The sequence below is a fragment of the Streptomyces sp. NPDC055506 genome, assembly GCF_053643595.1.
In genome coordinates this window covers 43,184-57,236 of sequence record NZ_JBSHKH010000016.1, presented here as the reverse complement: position 1 = coordinate 57,236, position 14,053 = coordinate 43,184, and the positions used below count along the sequence as shown (strand labels likewise).

Sequence of the window (14,053 nt, the reverse complement as noted above, 5' to 3'; positions counted from 1 at the left end):
CTCACCAGGCCGCGTCCTCCCATTGGTCCAGCAGGGCGTCGGACGACACGTCCTCGGGATCGGCCGGCCCGCTCTGGGTGGACTGTTCCGTCCAGATCACCTTGCCCCGGGCCGTGTAGCGGGTGCCCCACCGCTGGGCGAACTGGGCGACGAGAAACAGCCCGCGCCCGCCTTCGTCCGTTGTCGCGGCCCGGCGCAGGTGCGGCGAGGTGCTGCTGCCGTCGGCGACCTCGCAGATCAGGCTGTCGCGGTCGTGCACCAGCCGCAGCCGAATCGGTTCCGTGCCGTAGCGGATGGCGTTGGTGACCAACTCGCTGATGATCAGCTCGGTCGTGAAGGCCATCTCCTCCAGCCCCCAGGACTCCAGCCGGCGAGCGGCATCCGCCCGGATGCGGGCGACGACCGCCGGATCGCCGGGCACGTCCCATTCGCCCACGTGAGAGGGGTCCAGCAGGCGGGTGCGGGCCACGAGCAGGGCGATGTCGTCGCTCGACCGGGCGGGCAGCATCGCGTCGAGGACGTCCTGGCAGGTCTCCTCCGGTGTCCGGTCCGGGTGGGCCAGGGCGTGACGCAGTCCCTCGAGGCCGGTGTCTGGGCCGTGCTCCCGGTCCTCGATCAGGCCATCCGTGTAGAGGACCAGCCGGGAGCCCTCGGGGAGGGTGAGTTCGGCGGTCTCGAAGGGCAGTGCGCCGCCCAGACCCAGCGGCGGTGACCCGGGCACCCGCAGGTACTCCACGGTGCCGTCGGGATGGACCAGGGCCGGCTCGGGATGCCCGGACCGTGCCAGTGCGCACCTCCCGGATGCCGGGTCGTAGATCGCGTAGAGACACGTGGCTCCCGAGACGCTCTCGTTGTCCCGCTCGACGTTCTCGTCGCTGTCGATCCGGGCGACCAGCTCGTCCAGATGCCCGAGGAGCTCGTCCGGGGGCAGGTCCAGGGCGGAGAAGTTGTGCACCGCGGTGCGCAGCTGACCCATCGTGGCCGCGGCATGCAGCCCGTGCCCGACCACGTCGCCGACCACCAGGGCGACGCGGGCGCCGGGCAGGGGAATCACGTCGAACCAGTCGCCGCCCACGCCTTCCAGGGCGGGCAGGTAGCGGTGGGCGACCTCCACGGCCGAGTGGTCGGGCAGGGAGCTGGGCAGCAGGCTCCGCTGGAGGGTCTCGGCCAGGGTGTGCTCGCGGGTGTAGCGACGGGCGTTGTCGACGGCGACCGCGGCCCGGGCGGCCAGTTCCTCGGCGAAGGCCAGGTCCTCCCCGCCGAAGGGGACCGCGTCCGAGCGCCAGAAACTCGCCATGCCCAGCACCACACCGCGGGCCTGGAGCGGCACGGTGATCAGGGAATGGAAGCCGAGGGCCAGCAGGCGCCGGGCGCGTTCGGGATCCTGGGCGGTCATCCACTCGCTGGTCGCGGTCAGGTCGGCGTCCAGGACCCCACGGCCGCGCTCGGCGCTGACGGCCACGGGCGAGGTGGGGACGAAGCGGATCAGCTCCCCCACCGGGTAGAGAGCGCGGGCACCGTCGACGCCGTGTACCGCCACGCGGCGCATCTCGGGGCCGGGGCCGCCCGACACCGCACCCCGCAGGATCGGATCAAGGAGATCGACCGTCGCGGCGTCGGCGAACCGGGGGACCGCCACCTCGGCCAGTTCCTGCGCGGTGCGCACCACGTCCAGCGTGGTGCCGATCCGTATCCCCGCCTCGTACAGCAGCCCCAGCCGCTCCCGGGCCACCTCCGCCCGGCCCGCCAGTGCCCGCAGCTCTGTCGTGTCCCGCAAGGTGACGACGCTGCCGGCAGGGCGGCTGCCGGGGTCGACGGGCCGAATGTTGACCGCCAGCAGCCGGTCGCCCGCCAGGTGCACCACGTCCGTCACCGTCCGGCCCGAGCTCAGCAGCTCGGCGGTGTCCGCCGCCAGGCCGAGTTCGGTGACACGGCGCTCCTCGGCGTCCGCGGGCAGGTCCAGAAGCCGCCGTGCCTCGTCGTTGGCGAGCAGCAGCCGGGCGTCATCGCCGATGATCACTACGCCTTCCCGTACGGCGTGCAGCACCGCGTCGTGGTGCTCGTACATCCGGGTCATCCCGGACGGATCCAGGGCGCGGGTCTGCCGTCGCAGCCGCCAGGAGACGAGTGCCGTGCCGATCGCGGCCACGGCGAGGGCCGCGCCGGCGAACCCCAGCAGCTGCGGCAGCTGTTCCTGCACCACGTCGTCCACGCTGGCGACGGTGACCCCGACCGATACGAAGCCGACGATGGTGGTCCCGTTGGTGTCGTAGACGGGGACGGTGGTGTCCACGGCAAGGCCCAGGCTGCCCTCGAACGTCTTGGTGAAGGGCCGGTCGGCGGCGCCGCCCTCGCGCAGGGCGAAGATGTGCTTGCCGATCAGCTTCGGGTCGGGGTGGGTCCAGCGAAAACCCTGGGGGTCGAACGCGACCACATAGTCGACCCCGGTGTTCCTGCGGGTGTCCTCGGCGCGCGGCTGCAGCAGCTTGGTGGGCTCGCCGGACTTCATGGCGGCCAGCGTCCCCGGGGCGCGCGCGAAGGACTGTGCGACGCCCATCGACAGCTGCCGGGCCTCCTGCGTGTTCGAGTTCCGGGCCTGCACCACGAGAGCCCCTCCCGCGGCGGCGGCGAACAGCACCATGATCACGAGCTGGAGCAGAAACACTTGGCCGGCCACGCTGCGCACCCTTGGCAGGGCTTGCCGGCGTCTCCCAGGGGGCCGGACGTCAGGCCGCGGCTGTGAGTCGGGGTCCTTGTCCCGTCGCGAGGCCCACCGAGGGCGGCCTCCGCCGTGCGCGTGGGGCCGGAAGGGCGAGAGTCGACCAAGGTGCCTGGCCATACCGACTCTTTACCATGCGTGTTCATATACAGCCATATGGCTGAGTTCAGTCGGTCAGCCGCGCGCCCACGCCTGCCAGCGCCTGGTCACGGAGTCCCCGTTCTCCAGCCACCACACGATGTCCAGGTCGAAGCCCGACAACAGGTGTCCAGGTGTGCTCGCCAGGTGCACGGCGGTGGATTCGGTGAGGAACCCGTAGGCAGCCGGCACTACGGGTCCCTCGGGGTAGATACGGGCCATATGGGCCTGCACCTCGGGCCGCAGTGCGAAGTCGATGAGCTGATAAGCGGCGTCGGTGTTGGCGGCGCCCTTGGGAATTCCGTAGCCGTTGCTCTGCCGGCGGGCGCCGTTCCACTCGTACGCGAGCGGAGACCCGCCCTTGATCAGGCTCTGGACGCGGCCGGCCCAGGTGCTGGAGGCCACGACGCGATGGCGATCCAGCAACTCGCCCGGTTCGGCGCCGTACTCCCAGAACGTCCGCACCGAGCCCCTGATCTCGTCGAGGACCTTGAAAGCACGGTTCACGTCCAGCGGGTAGAGCCTGTCGAGCGACACTCCGTCGGCGAGCAGGGCGAACTCCAGTTCCGGCCAGTCCACCTCGCCCTGAAGCGCCCGGCGGCCCGGGAAGGCGCCGAGGTTCCAGAAGTCCGCCCACGACTCGGGCTTTTTCCCGCCGAAGGCGTCCGCTCCATAGGCGAGGACGCTGGCCCAATAGCTCTTTCCCACGCCGTTGGGGGTGAGCAGGGACTCGGCGATTCCCGCGTTCCTGGTGTTCTTCAATCGGCCGTAGTCCAACTCCTCGGAGGCGCCCTCATGTTCGAAGCGCACCAGGTTGGACATGTCGATGTCCATGACGTCGAATCGCGGACGGCCTTCCTTGATCTGGGCGAGGATCTGGGTGTTCGAGAAGTTCACGACGTTGATCCGGACGCCGGTCTCTTTGGTGAACGGGTCGTAGACGGCTTTGCGGTTCGCCTCCCCGTAAGAGCCGCCGAAGTCACGGACCACGAGCAATTCGCTGCTCTTGGTGGAGCTCCGGTCGGCGCGGCTGTCACACGCGGTGAGCGATGCGGCAGCCGCACCGGCTGCGATTTCGCCGACTCCGCTCAGGAAGGCCCTGCGGTCGATCCCGACGTCTCCCACCGGCTGCCTCCACAGTGTCGTCTGGATGATCCGTGACGGAGGGTGATTCCCGGCTGGTCCTGCTTTGAGCTTCAGTCAGTTCTTATCAGGAAAAGTCCTGTCTTCACAGGCGTGGGGTCCCTTTCGGACCTGCCGCATGTATTGACGCCTCCGGTTGCTCGCCCTTAGCGTCTGCCCGGCTCTACGAACGGCGTCTGATATATCGAACGGCCTCCAGAGCAGGAGATGCCCATGTCCACGGTTCTCAGCAGGCTGGTGGCGCTGTTGGTCGCCGTCTGCCTTGTCCTTACCGGCCAGGCGCTGATCAGGCCCGGCAAGGCGAGCGCGGCCGAGCCGGGCTATCTGATGACCCACTTCATCGGCGAGGGAGCCGCCGGTCAGCAGATCTACTTCTCGCACAGCGCCGACGGCCTGCACTGGAGCGACCTCAACGGCGGCGGGACGACCCTGCGCTCGACGGTCGGCACGCGCGGGGTGCGCGACCCCTCGCTGGTCCGCTCACCGGACGGCGGCAAGTACTGGATCATCGCGACCGACCTGTGCATCGGCTGCGGGCAGTCGTGGGAGGACTCCACCTCCAACGGCAGCCGCAACCTCGTGGTGTGGGAGTCGACGGACCTGGTCACCTGGTCGCAGCCCTGGCTCCTGAACGTCGCCGGGGCGATCCCCGACGGGCGCAACGCCTGGGCGCCGGAAGCGATCTGGGATCCGCAGACCAAGGACTACGTCCTGTACTGGGCGACGAACGCGACGCTCAACGGCGTACTGAAGCACCGCGTCTACTACGCCCGTACCGCCGACTTCCGCACCATCACCACCCCGCGGCTGTACATCGACCGCCCCGGTACGCAGGGCATCATCGACACCCAGATCATCGAGGTGCCGGCGGGCACCGGCACCTACCGCTATGTACGGGCCTCCGGCGACGGCCAGATCACCCTCGAAGGCAGCGACTCGATCCTCGGGACCTGGACCACCATCGGCAACCTCTCCGGGATCGGCCTCACCGGATCCCAGGTCGAGGGCCCGATGTGGATGAGGTTCCGTGACCGCGACGAGTGGGCCCTCTACCTCGACCAGTACGCCGCCGGCCGCGGCTACATGCCCGTCCTGACGAGCAGCCCGTCCGCCTCCGGCACCTACCACCTGCCGGCCTCGGGCAGCTACGCCATGGGTGGGACCAAGAAGCGCCACGGGGCGATCCTCAGCCTGACGGCCGCCGAGGAGAGCCGCGTCCTGACCCGCTGGGCCGACACCCCGGTCGATCGGCTCCAGTCGTACAACTACCAGGACCGGTACATCCGGCACACGAACTTCGACGTGCGCGTCGACCCGAACGTCAACCCCGCCCAGGACGCCCGGTTCCGGCTGCGGCCGGGCCTCGCGGGCAACGGCACGGTCTCCTTGGAGTCGGTGAACTTCCCCGGGTACTACCTGCGCCAGGACGGAACCGACTTCCAGCTGGTCCACAACGACGGCACCGCCGCGTTCGCCGCGGACGCCACATTCCGCAGGGTCGCCGGTCTCGCCGACTCGACGTGGTCGTCATTCCAGTCGTACAACCACCCCGACCGGTACATCCGCCACTTCGGGTTCCGGCTGAAACTCGACCCGATCACCACCGCGACGGGACGCGGCGACGCCACGTTCAAGACCGTCCCGTGACTCGGCCGCTCGTCGGCGCCTTGCTCGGCAGGGTCCATCGCCCGGGGCCGGCGAAGCGTACATACATGACGTCGGCCGTCATGTATGTACAGCATGCTTGAGGCATGAAGTCGGACCGGTTGCTTTCCATCCTGCTGTTGCTGCAAGCGCACGGGCAGCTGCCCGCCGGCGACCTGGCAGCACGCCTGGAGGTCTCGGTGCGCACCATCTACCGGGACGTCGAGGCGCTGTCGGCCGCGGGTGTGCCGGTGTACGCGGAGCGCGGGAGCCAGGGAGGTATCGCCTTGCTGCCGGGGTATCGGACCGACGTCACCGGTCTGACCGCGGACGAGGCCCGTGCCTTGTTCGTGCTGGTCACGGAGCAGGCGCACACGGATCTGGGGCTGGGGCAGGCGATCGGTTCGGCGTTGCGCAAGGTGATGGTGGCGCTGCCGGCGCCGTTTCGCGGGGACGCGGATCTGGCGAGCAGACGGATCATGATCGATCCGATGCGCTGGCGCACCGGCCCGCGTCCTTCGACGGTCGATCTCGGTGTGCTGCAGGCGGCGGTGTTCAACGACCGTCGGCTGCGGCTGCGCTACCGGCACGGCCGCGACGCTCAGGTGCGCTCGTACACGCTGGATCCGTACGGGCTGGTGAGCAAGGCCGGGGCCTGGTACCTGGTGGCGGACCACCGGGGGCAGCCGATGATGTTCCGCCTCGATCGGATGCTGTCGGCGTCGGTGGTCGACGAGCCGGTACGCCGCCGTGCGGGGGCGGAGCTGGCCGATGTGTGGGAGGTGCTGCGAGAGGGCATCGACCGGATTCCCGCCTCGGTGCGGGTGGTGGCCCGGGTGCAGCGGTCGGTGCTGGCCCGGTTCCTGCGCTACCACGAAGCCGACCTCGCAGGCCCGATGCCTGTTCTGGAGGAGGCCGAGGCCAGCGCGGGCGGTGAGGGGGAACCGGTGGAGCTGGAGCTGCGGTTCCCGGCGCTTCGCGCGGCCGAACAGTTGCTGGTGTTCGGCCCGGCGGTGGAGGTGCTGGAGCCTGTGGAACTGCGCGAGGCTCTGGTGCGCCGGGCTCAGGAGACGGTCTCCCTGTACGCGGAGGGCCGCGGCGCCTGACTCGTCCGGTGGGGTGCGTCCGCTCAGGCGCGTGCGTCCATGACGAGGAGTCTCTGAGATACCTGACGCTACCTGTCAAGTATCCCCTGCCAGCATGAGGACACGAACTAAGGATCAACCACCTGGAAGGACTGTTCCCCATGACTGCCACCAGCGACATGACTGCCGCCGGCGACTCCGCCCAGAAGATCGCCGACGAGTTCGTCCGGGCCTGGCTCGGCCGCGATGTCGAGAAGGCACTGGATCTCCTCGCCGACGACGTCGTGTGCGAGGCTCCGAACGGCCGCTTCGAGGGCCGGGACCGCTACCGCCAGTTCCTGGAGCCGTTCGCGAGCAAGGTCATCAGCGGCACGGTGATCGACGTGCTGGGCAATGACACCCAGGCCGCCACCGTCTACACCACCGACGTGCCCTTCGCGAAGGACTTCCGCGGCATGGACTACATGACCGTCAAGGACGGCAAGATCACCCATGTGATCAGCGTCTTCGACCTCAGCCCGACGATCAAGGCCGGAGGCGACCCCCGGCACTGATCGGTCGCGGGAGCGGGCCCGCCGTCCGTCTGTGCGGCGACGGTGGACCCGCAGCCCGACCACCGGCCGCATCGGCGAGCCTGCGTCCCGCAGCAACCGCAGCACCCGCAAGATCCTCTATACGGTCGAGGCGGTCAGCGTGGATCCGTCCGGTGCCCGGCAGCCCCTCTGGATCGGCATCAACCAGACCGCGGCCAACCGCTACGTCGAAACAGCCCTCGGTAGCGGGCTCCTGCCGCAGATCGTCACCGCGAAGTCCGTCCGGCGTGAGACGTTCCTCGGGCAGTCACGGCTCGACTTCCTCGTCAACGCCGATACCTACGTCGGGTGAAGACCCTCAAGCACGTCGGCGAACTCGGCCGCAGCCTCGAAGCCCACGAACGGGCGATCCTCCTGGTCTGCTTCTTCTACCGCTCAGAGGAGCTGACCCCCAAGTTCCTCACCTGACAGTTCTGTCCTGGTGGACTTCTCTGCACTTCACTCTCATGTTGGCGGCGCCGGCGGCCGCCGGGCAGATCCCCCGGCGTCGGTAGGATCAGCGCTCTCATGGGGGGCGCGATGCGAACAACGGTGCTGGGCGGCGAGGGGCAGAAGTACGCGCTGACCTCGGATCAGGACGACAGCGATTTCTGGGGCTTCGCTCACGAGGCAGAGGGGTTGTTCACGTCCCTGCCGGGTGAGGAGGGCGCGCGCCGAGTGCATCTCACGGGTTGCCTCCCGCAGGGTGGCCTACTGAGGTGCGTTGACCACGTCGGCAGTCGTCGTGCCATGGCGGGGAACGCCTGGCTCGACCTCCTCGACGGTGACGGTGCCACCATGGGGTCCTACTTCGTCAACGAGGTCACCGTCATGGAGGTCCAGCCCTCCGCCAGCGGTGCCGGCCTTGTCGACCTCACGGTGACGCTCTGGTGCGAGAACGCCCTGCCCGGAGCTGAACGACCGTGGGAACTGGTTCGCACCGGCCGCCTGAACCACACCGGAATGTGGTACGAACTCGCGCCCGAGGACCGACACGCGTGGCTGTCGGTGGCCCTGTGGTCCCGGGAGTACCAGCGCCAGGGGAAGCCCGATGCGCCTGCAGGCCAGGTGTTCACATTGGACGGCCGACATGTCGTTGACCGGGACACCTTCTACTGCGCGATCGGTGAGGCCATCAACGGACCCGGTGGATACTTCGGCTGGAACCTGGGCGCTCTGGACGACTGTCTGAGAGGCGGCTGGGGCGCGACCACTCCGTTCACCCTGCACTGGGACTTCTCGGCCGAGGCTCGGACGCGGTTGGCAGAGCGCGTGCCCGTCGGCGATCGCGAGCTTGTGCTGTTCGACCTGCTCCTGGAGATCTTCGAGGAACGAGGTGTGAGCGTCATCCTTCGGTGAGAGCCTGTGAACAAACCGCGTCTGTGCACAGCGGCGTCCGGTGAGCCCGCCCTTCGGGCGGACGGCGGTTTGTTCACAGGCTCTGAGCTGCACCGCTGACGGGGTGGTTCCGGAATACGCAAGAGACCTGCCTTCTGCCAGCGGCAGAACACCGGCCCGACCGGGCCCGACGATCACTACAGTCCAGGCTCATGACGACGGTGACGACGCGCGCGATCGAATACGCGGCCGACGGCCTGACGATGATCGGGCATCTCGCGCTCCCGGCCGGTGTCGACCGTCGGCCCGTGGTCCTGGTCGGGCCCGAGGGGACGGGGCTCAGCGACATCGAGCGCCGCCGGGCCGATGCGCTCGCCGAGCTGGGATACGTGGCGCTGGCCTTCGACCTCCACGGCGGGCGCTATTTGGGCGACCCTGAGGAGATGTTGGCCCGTTGCATGCCACTGCTCGCCGACCCCGACCGGATGCGAGGCATTGGCCACGCGGCGCTCGACGTGCTCCGTGCCGAGCCGCGGACCGACCCGGACCGGATCGCCGCCGTCGGCTACGGCACCGGGGGCGCAATCGCGCTGGAACTCGGGCGCGACGGCGTCGATCTGCGCGCCATCGCGACAGTCAACGGACTGACCACGGGCCGACCAGGCGAGGCGGCGCGCATTCACTGTCCGGTGTGGGCCGGGGTCGGGTCGGAAGACCCGATCATGCCGCCCGCGCAACGGGACGCATTCACCGCCGAGATGCAGGCTGCGGGCGTCGACTGGCGCCTTGTGGTCTACGGCGGCGCCTTGCACGCCTTCCATCACCCACCGGTCGACCACATCGTGCTTCCCGGGGTCGGTTATCACCCTCAGCATGCGCAGCGAGCTTGGCGGGACGTCCTCGACCTGCTCGCCGAGTGCCTACCCATAACGGAGTGATCTGGGCAGACTAGGGTTTGTTCACTCCTGCGGACGGCGGCGTGCGGGGATGCCGAGTGATGACCAACACCGCGAGCAACGAGGAGAAGAGGTGCAGATAACTGTGCACCGGCGGCTGCCGACATCCCGGGCAGAGCTGACTTCACGTCTGACTTCACGTACGCGGAATCGGATGGACACGCCATGGTTCCGTGACCGATGATCTCCGGCATGATCCGTGCCGCTACTGTGAACGACGTCGCGGAGATCCGCGCGATGATCCGCGAACTCGCCGAGTACGAAAGGTCTGTTGACCAGGCCCGGGCGACCGAGGAGCAGCTCCGTGAGGCGATGTTCGGGGAGCACCCCGCTGCCTTCGCGCTGATCGCCGAGGACGACGAGACGGGCGAGGCAGTGGGCTTTGCCCTGTGGTTCCCCCATTTCTCGTCCTGGACCGGCACGCGCGGCATGCACCTGGAGGACCTCTTCGTGCGCCCGCAGGCCCGAGGAGGGGGACACGGCAAGGCTCTGCTCGCCTCCCTGGCCGCGATCTGCGAGCGGAGGGGCTATGAGCGCTTCGAGTGGTGGGTTCTGGCCTGGAACGAGCCGACGATCGACTTCTACAAGTCGCTCGGCGTGGACTTCCTCGACGAGTGGAGGGTGTGCCGGCTGAGCGGTGAGCCCCTCAGGGAACTCGCTGCCCAGGTCCCGGCCGTCCTCGACCAGCCCCCGGCCCTCTAGGGCGGGGGCATGCCACCTCCAGTCGCAGCGGTGATCGAAGCCCACAGGATGCTGCAAAGGCTCGTGGCCGGGCTGGACGACCAGCAGGTGGCCGAGGCATCCGCCCTTCCGGGCTGGTCACGCGGCCACGTTCTGGCCCATCTCACCGACAACGCGAGAATGTTCGCCCGTCTCGCGGAGCATGCCCTGCGCGGTGAGCTCGTGGCGGGATACGACGGCGGGGTCGACGAGCGCAACGCCATCATCGAGGCCATGGCGGGCCGAAGCGCCGCCGAGCACCGTGCCGAACTCGCCGCGCACACTGCTGTGCTGGAGGCGGCCTGGGCGCGCGTCGGCGACATGGACTGGGCCCGGCCCGTCACCTTCCGCAACGCGGACCTTGCCGCCACGGTCTTCGCGCGCTGGCGCGAGGCATGGATCCACATGGTCGACCTGGAATGCGGTGTGCGGCCGGACGACTGGCCCGAGGACCTGGCCGCACATGCCATCGCCTTCCTCCTCGGCCGCCTTCCGGCGGGCACACGCCTGCGTGCCGAAGACGTGGGTCACCAATGGTCAGTGGGTGACGCCGAGCCGGGCACGGTGGTCACCGGACGTGTACGCGACCTGGCGGCCTGGCTCGCCGGACGTACGCCTGTGATGACACCAATGGCGACGAAGGGGCTGCCCGCTCTCGGTCCCTGGCCGCCCCACCCGCCACAGCGAACGGACCGTGGGTGACGTCTTCGCCGGGCAGCGGACGTTGTCCGGCGACCTGCGGGATGCCGGTCTCCGCGAGGACCTCCATGTCACGCCAAGGGCAAGGCGCCGTACGGCCGTTACGCCGTCAAGTCGGCCAAGACACCGCGTTCCTGGGCCGAGGAAACCGTCAACGACATAGCGGCGATGGTCGTCGCCACCCCGGCCAGGGGGAAGCGGCTCATCGACGCGGTGGGGGCGCAGAAGGTCGCCTTCGGCCGTCCGGCCGGTGATCGGGTCACCGCCTTCGGCTACCCGGGGACAACTCCCCCCCCGCGGGCCGTCTACGACGCCGCCGTGCGGGGCTGAGCATCGCCGCGTGGGGGCATAGCCGGTCAGTCGTCCGGCATGAAGCCCAGCGTCTCGAGCACGCCGTACACCCCGAGGAAGAGAATCGCCGCGCTGCTGAGGACGAGGGCGGCGGTCATCCAGGGGTTGGCGCGGAAGCGCGGCGGGACGCCGGTGTAGCGCAGGCGCCAGACCGCGATCACCACGGCGAGGAGGAAGACGCCGCCTCCGATTCCGCCGATCTGCACCATGAGGACCGGAGACTGGACCCACAGGAAGAAGGACATCCACACCGGGGGCAGACAGCAGGTGAGGATCCGGACCGTGCGGGTGCGGACACGCATGTCGTTCCAGTCGATCGCCCCGAGCAGACCGAGGGTGTTGGTCCACAGCCGCGGGACGCTGGCCGACGAGGCGACGGTGACCGAGAAGAGCACGGAGATCGCGCCGCCCAGGAAGAGGTACTCGGCCCAGGGACCGAGCGTGTCGGTGTAGCTGTGCGACAGCGTGGTGATCATGTCGTTGCCCTCGGGCACCAGGCCCTGCGGATGCAGCACGGATGCGCCGATCACGTAGAAGGACAGGGTGCAGATGGTGCACACGAACCAGGAGACAGCCACGTCGAGCCGCATGACCTTGAGCCAGCCCTCGGCGCGCCGGGCGCGCTGCTCTGTGCCGTCGTCGGGGCCGGTCCAGCGGGCGTAGCCCTTCTCGAGGCACCAGTACGTGTAGGTCGTCATCTCGTCGGCGCCGACGCCGGTGATGCCGAACATCGCGAGGGCGATGCCGACCGTGCCGGCCGGGATCTGGAAGCTGAGCCCGTCGGCGAGCTGTTCGGTCCCGTAGCCGTACGCGGTGAGCGGCAGGGCGAGCGCCAGGCCGACGGTGATGACCGTCTTGAGCGTGATGCCGATGACCTCGACCCGCTCGACGACGTGATACTTGCCCGTCTGGAGGATGAGGATGGCGGCGGCGGTGACGATCACGGCCCAGATCGTGAGGGACGTGCCGCTCAGCGATCCGCCGTGGATCGGGAAGAGGATGGAGCAGGCGGCCGCGGTGCCGCCGATGATGCCGCCACGCTGGAACATCTTGGCGAAGTCCATGCCGATCCACAGCCAGTTGATCCAGCTGAGGCGGCCGATGCGGGGTCCGACGTCGCGGAAGCCGTCCAGCGCGGGGCGGCCGTTGAGGATGGTCCAGCGGGCCAGCTCCATCTGCACCCAGACCTTGACCGCGGTGGAGATGATCACGAGCCACAGCAGGGCGAAGCCCGCTTTCGCGCCGAGCGAGGTGGTGGTGATCAGTTCACCGGAGCCGACGACCGCGGCGGACAGGATGAGCCCGGGACCGAGGTGGCGCAGGCGGCCGCGGAAGTGGTCGGGCGCCGGGCGGGCGTCTTCGGCGCGCAGCGCGTACGGGTCGGGCTGCGCGGGGGGCGGCGCCGCGGCGGCGCCGTCGGTCGACGTGATGGCCATGTCAGGTCCTAGGGATCTTCCGGCGTCGTCACCGGTATCCGGTACGGGGACAGAGGTGTGTCGTGTGTGGGGGGAGGGGGAGGGAGGGATCGGGGCGGCCGGGCCATCAAGGGCGGGGCTCAGCGGGCCTGGTGGTGCGGTGCCTCGCCTGCCAGTACGCGGACGACGTCCTCGGCCACGATCGCGCCCATGGCCTGGTTGGCCTCCGGAGTGCAGGCGGCCATGTGCGAGGTGAGGAGGGTGCGGGGGGCCTCGCGCAGGGGGTGGTCGGCGGGCAGGGGCTCGGTGCTGAAGGCGTCGAGGGCTGCGGCCCCGAGGTGCCCGGAGCACAGCAGGTCGGCCAGCGCGCTCTCGTCGACGAGGCCGCCGCGCGCCGCGTTGACCAGGATCGCGCCCGGTTTCATCGCCGCGAGACGGGTGCTGTCCAGCAGCGGAGTGCCGGACGGGTCGGGCGGGGTGTGCAGGCTGACGGCGTCGGCGCGGGCCAGCAGGTCGTCGAGGGCGGCAGGTTCGGCGCCGTGCGCGCGGACGTCGTCGCCCGGGACGTACGGGTCGTGGGCGAGCACACGCATCCCGAAGGCGCGGGCGTAGCCGGTGAGCAGACGCCCGATGCGGCCGAAGCCGACGATCCCGAGCGTCTTGCCGTGCAGTTCGGGGCCGAACAGCTTCGGCCAGCCACCCGACTCCACCGCCGTGTGCGAGGCCGTGAGGGAGCGCGTCGCCGACAGGAGCAGACCGAAGCTGTACTCGGCCACCGCACGGGAGTTGCTGCCCGGCGCGCACACCACCGGTATGCCACGGGCGTGGGCGGCGGCCACGTCGATGGTGTCCACGCCGACGCCGTGCTTGGCGATCACCCTGAGACGGGGTGCGGCGTCCAGTACCTCGGCGGTGATGGGGTCCATGCCGACGATCAGGGCGTCCGCTTCGGCGGCGCGGGAGAACAGTTCGGCGGTGGGCAGGGCCGCGTCGGCGCACGGGCGGAGTGGTCCTGCCCCGTTCTCTTCGAGGATCTGCCAGGGGAGTGCCGAATGCCGCGCGAAGGTGGGCGTCGTGATGAGCGTGGTCGGCATCAGCGCGCTCCGCCGCGTGCCGCGCGGCCGCCGGCGGCGTCCACGCACCCAGCGAGCGCGTGCGGCATGGAAACCGCCATCCTGCCCAGGAAGTGACGGGACAGCGGTACGGGGACTTGCGGGAGTTGGATGCCGACGGTCACGGCGTTTCCTTCCTGGGCGGGTGATGCGAGCGGTGC

14 protein-coding genes are annotated in these 14,053 nt (G+C 69.6%); 9 read left to right on the top strand and 5 right to left on the bottom strand.

Annotation, left to right across the window (positions count from 1 at the left end; all coding sequences use genetic code 11):
* Position 1 precedes the first annotated feature (1 nt).
* Together ACWIF2_RS09235 and ACWIF2_RS09230 are read right to left on the bottom strand one after the other, a co-directional pair.
* Positions 2-2,839 carry a SpoIIE family protein phosphatase gene (locus ACWIF2_RS09235; protein WP_454359497.1) on the bottom strand — a complete coding sequence of 946 codons (2,838 nt, stop codon included), beginning with the start codon at positions 2,837-2,839 and terminating at the stop codon, positions 2-4.
* A gap of 54 nt (positions 2,840-2,893) precedes the next feature.
* Positions 2,894-3,982 (bottom strand): ABC transporter substrate-binding protein, encoded by a 1,089-nt coding sequence (locus ACWIF2_RS09230; protein WP_454359496.1) that lies wholly within the window; start codon positions 3,980-3,982, stop codon positions 2,894-2,896.
* 231 nt (positions 3,983-4,213) lie between these two features.
* Here ACWIF2_RS09230 and ACWIF2_RS09225 point away from each other — a divergent pair, with 231 nt between their 5' ends.
* The 9 genes from ACWIF2_RS09225 to ACWIF2_RS09185 all read left to right on the top strand — a co-directional run bounded on the left by ACWIF2_RS09225 (position 4,214) and on the right by ACWIF2_RS09185 (position 11,344).
* The gene (locus ACWIF2_RS09225) at positions 4,214-5,647 is read left to right on the top strand and encodes a glycoside hydrolase family 43 protein (protein ID WP_454359495.1); all 1,434 of its coding nucleotides are present in this window, start codon (positions 4,214-4,216) and stop codon (positions 5,645-5,647) included.
* A 104-nt stretch (positions 5,648-5,751) separates the two neighbouring features.
* Complete coding sequence (locus ACWIF2_RS09220) at positions 5,752-6,750, top strand: helix-turn-helix transcriptional regulator (RefSeq protein WP_454359494.1); 999 nt, start codon at positions 5,752-5,754, stop codon at positions 6,748-6,750.
* A 140-nt stretch (positions 6,751-6,890) separates the two neighbouring features.
* Positions 6,891-7,283, top strand: coding sequence for a nuclear transport factor 2 family protein (locus tag ACWIF2_RS09215; RefSeq protein WP_454359493.1), 393 nt, complete (start codon positions 6,891-6,893; stop codon positions 7,281-7,283).
* A gap of 31 nt (positions 7,284-7,314) precedes the next feature.
* Positions 7,315-7,614: a hypothetical protein gene (locus tag ACWIF2_RS09210; RefSeq protein ID WP_454359492.1), complete on the top strand. Its 300-nt coding sequence runs from the start codon at positions 7,315-7,317 to the stop codon at positions 7,612-7,614.
* A gap of 215 nt (positions 7,615-7,829) precedes the next feature.
* On the top strand, positions 7,830-8,660 hold the full coding sequence (locus ACWIF2_RS09205) for a barstar family protein (RefSeq protein WP_454359491.1): 831 nt from the start codon (positions 7,830-7,832) through the stop codon (positions 8,658-8,660).
* A 191-nt stretch (positions 8,661-8,851) separates the two neighbouring features.
* Positions 8,852-9,577, top strand: a complete 726-nt coding sequence (locus ACWIF2_RS09200) for a dienelactone hydrolase family protein (RefSeq protein ID WP_454359490.1) — start codon at positions 8,852-8,854, stop codon at positions 9,575-9,577.
* A gap of 210 nt (positions 9,578-9,787) precedes the next feature.
* Complete coding sequence (locus ACWIF2_RS09195; RefSeq protein WP_454359489.1) at positions 9,788-10,297, top strand: N-acetyltransferase family protein; 510 nt, start codon at positions 9,788-9,790, stop codon at positions 10,295-10,297.
* A 30-nt stretch (positions 10,298-10,327) separates the two neighbouring features.
* The gene (locus ACWIF2_RS09190; RefSeq protein ID WP_454359488.1) at positions 10,328-11,017 is read left to right on the top strand and encodes a maleylpyruvate isomerase family mycothiol-dependent enzyme; all 690 of its coding nucleotides are present in this window, start codon (positions 10,328-10,330) and stop codon (positions 11,015-11,017) included.
* 165 nt (positions 11,018-11,182) lie between these two features.
* Entirely contained in the window at positions 11,183-11,344 is a 162-nt protein-coding gene (locus ACWIF2_RS09185; RefSeq protein ID WP_454359487.1) for a hypothetical protein, read from the top strand.
* Between the two features lie 26 nt (positions 11,345-11,370).
* Here the strand turns inward: ACWIF2_RS09185 and ACWIF2_RS09180 are convergent, their stop codons facing one another.
* The 3 genes from ACWIF2_RS09180 to ACWIF2_RS09170 form a co-directional block, all read right to left on the bottom strand.
* The gene (locus tag ACWIF2_RS09180; protein WP_454359486.1) at positions 11,371-12,801 is read right to left on the bottom strand and encodes an Nramp family divalent metal transporter; all 1,431 of its coding nucleotides are present in this window, start codon (positions 12,799-12,801) and stop codon (positions 11,371-11,373) included.
* A gap of 119 nt (positions 12,802-12,920) precedes the next feature.
* Positions 12,921-13,874: a phosphoglycerate dehydrogenase gene (locus ACWIF2_RS09175; protein ID WP_454359485.1), complete on the bottom strand. Its 954-nt coding sequence runs from the start codon at positions 13,872-13,874 to the stop codon at positions 12,921-12,923.
* The gene (locus ACWIF2_RS09170) at positions 13,874-14,017 is read right to left on the bottom strand and encodes a hypothetical protein (RefSeq protein ID WP_454359484.1); all 144 of its coding nucleotides are present in this window, start codon (positions 14,015-14,017) and stop codon (positions 13,874-13,876) included. The genes ACWIF2_RS09175 and ACWIF2_RS09170 overlap by 1 nt, the downstream gene beginning before the upstream one ends.
* Positions 14,018-14,053: the final 36 nt, after the last annotated feature.